Raw genomic sequence first — 2676 nt, forward strand, 5'->3', positions numbered from 1 at the left:
GTAGCCGTTGGCATAGCCGTGACGCTCGGGCGTGCGCTCATAATGGCTCGCGCCGAGAAACCGCTCCCGTTCGATCTGCATCGCCAGCTCGAAAGCCCGCGCGAACACCGATGCGATCTCGCCGGGCCCGTGCTCGATCAACTGTTCCAAGACCGCCTCAAGCGCCGTATCCTTCCGCCTGTCCATTCGTTCTTCTCCATGGTTGTGTTGCAACTCCATGGAATACCAGAATGGGCAGCTCGTGCTGGGGGGCGCCCCAGCACGAGCTCACGCCCCGCGTCTCAAGCGAATTTCCAGACCTGAGGGTACAGTACCATCGAAGGGGCCACTGCATCTACTCGTTCCCTCTCAGGACGTTGCTGTCGGGCAATGGAACGCACCGGCATACATGCTGCCGGTCCTTCCCGGCCAGTTCTCTGCGGACGAGGTGCTCAATCCGGTCACCGCCGACGGAACCATAAAACCCGCGGCTGCCACGACGCCATTGCCGGTTGCGGCGCCGAGGCTGTCGTCCCGCCGCTTCGCAATGCCAGGCGATGGACGAACGATGGCCCCGGAACCGGGATTTGAAACGAAGCGCCGCGCGTGATCAAGCGGCCGGGACGGACGATCTGGCGGCGGTGGCGCGGATGTCATTGACGAAGTCACGTTGTGGAAAGGACGAATTGCGTCAAGCTCCCCGGTCAGAAGCTCATGACCGTTCGGCATCGGCCTCGGACCGATGGTGCCCTACTGCCTCACCTTTGTCCGCCAGACCGCCACGCTCGAAATCCGTATCGCCATCCTCACGCGTTTCACGGCGCTCGGCATCCCCGTCACGCAGCCAGTGGTTTGAGACCCAAGGGTGGACTGGCTTTCACACGTTTAATGCAACAGAGCCCGGGGCACGGAAAACTGTGGTTGAGCCTCCTTGCCTCTCATAAAAAGTCATCCGCAGCGCCTCGGATCACAGATAGGGTGCACATCTCCGCCGGAAGCCTTGGTCGGCTTCATTCGATTCCCTTTTTCGGAAAATCCTTTGGCCTGAATGGGCGGCCTTGCAGCCAAGACGCCCCAAATGAATGCCACGCTTTCGTTGACAAAAAAGGGGACGCGCGGTTACCCAAGCCCCTTACCAGATGTGTTGATGATTGTGCGCCGCTGTCGCGGCGCGCTTTCTTCTTAATTACCGAAGAGATCTCGCTCGTATACCCGACCTTTCGCTAAACCCAACTTCATTGCAGGCGTCATCTTTGTCTGGCGGGTCCCCATCCAATTGTGGTGGAATCGATAGATCTCGATGATCTTGATCAGCATTTCCGGCTTGTAGAGGAAATGCCGATCCCAAGTGCGACCATTGTTGCTCGGAGTCGATACCGGCCGGGACGCTGGTCGAATATTGCTGCGAATTTTGTGGAAGTAGCTGTCGACGCTGCGAAGGGTCGCAAGTCGCATCAGCCTTGCGTATCGCTCGGTTGTCAGTTCGGGCCGGTCAGTCTTGAGATCGACGACCCGGGAGGGCTCTGACTTCGTGTGGTAAGGCCAAGCGAACGGCGCGCCGAGCCGGTGTCCGGCGAGCCTCTTGACGATCTCCCGGTCGATCTCCTCGTTGAAGACCTTTTCCGGAAGGCAGTCGATCTGGTGGGCCGTCAGACCGAGATCGGTGCGAAGTTCGCGACGCCCTTGGACCCATAGCGTCTCGCGGACATCGTTCACCTGATATTTGTCGAAGGCAACGGTTGCGACATCGACACGGCCGGTCTGAACCTCTGGAGCGAAGGCGGCCAGAAAGGCCTTGCTGAGGCCTGCATCGCCGTCTTGAACGAAGTAGAAACGGCAATCCGACCCCGAGACCATTCGTCGTAGCATCAGGGCGTGTGCATACTGCTGGATATCGTGGCGCACGAGGCCGCCCTCGTGTGGGAGTTGAAGGCCCAGATCGACATCGGGCGCAATCTCCGGGTCCAAGACCACTTTCGCAGTGATGTCGTCGAGGTATTTCTTGAACTCAGCTGCGGTCCACAGCCGTCCGTGTCGCCGGAAGCATCGCGCTTTCGTGGAATCTCCGTTGATCGCCATGTCGACCTCGATCTGCTCCATATCGCCAGCCGGATCGAACTGGAGGTGACCCAAGACGATGTATCCCGAGTTCGCGTGTGCCGTGCACAGGTGTTGCACCGCCACCGAAGCCCGCTTCTTGCGATTGGGCCAGTTGAGCGTCAGGGTCTGACTATCGGTGGCGAACCGGCGGCCGTATCGCTCCCAGTCGGTGCCTTGCAGATCAACCTCACGGCGCGCAGTAAAGTCGCGAATGCGATCATAGATGAAGTCCAGCTTCCGGTAGACATCGCGCGGTGCGAGGTCGACAATCTCCGAGATTTTCGACAGCGAGTTGCCGTGAACGAGAAGCTTCAGGACCTGTCCGTTCTTTGACTGTCGGCGGTGGTTCCTGGCCGGGTTCCCGACCGTGAATGTGGACCGACATCGTTTGCAGGAGTAGCGCTGATGTCCCGCCGAGGTTCGTCCGGTTTTCCAGTAAAGTTGCGGACAATCATCGACGGACCTACCGTAGAATAGGCATTCCGCTTTCCTGCAAGATTTCCCCACTCCGCTTGGGCGTTGCAAACGCCGCAGGCGGGTGTATTCTTCAACGATAGCGCGGTTGTTCTTGAGAACGGACTCCACCCCGCAATAACC

1 protein-coding gene and 1 pseudogene are annotated in these 2676 nt (G+C 59.3%); both read right to left on the reverse strand.

Annotated elements, in window-relative coordinates:
• Positions 1-186, reverse strand: a pseudogene (locus JSE7799_RS18000) (IS256 family transposase); the annotation flags it as partial.
• A 975-nt stretch (positions 187-1161) separates the two neighbouring features.
• The gene (locus JSE7799_RS20720; protein ID WP_144431797.1) at positions 1162-2079 is read right to left on the reverse strand and encodes a hypothetical protein; all 918 of its coding nucleotides are present in this window, start codon (positions 2077-2079) and stop codon (positions 1162-1164) included.
• Between the last annotated feature and the right edge of the window lie 597 nt (positions 2080-2676).

It is taken from the genome of Jannaschia seosinensis, assembly GCF_001408515.1.
GTDB classification, from domain to species: Bacteria; Pseudomonadota; Alphaproteobacteria; order Rhodobacterales; family Rhodobacteraceae; genus Jannaschia; species Jannaschia seosinensis.

Coding starts and splice junctions, on each gene's coding strand:
- JSE7799_RS20720 (WP_144431797.1), bottom strand. CDS start 2,079: ATGGAGCAGATCGAGGTCGACATGGCGATCAACGGAGATTCCACGAAA.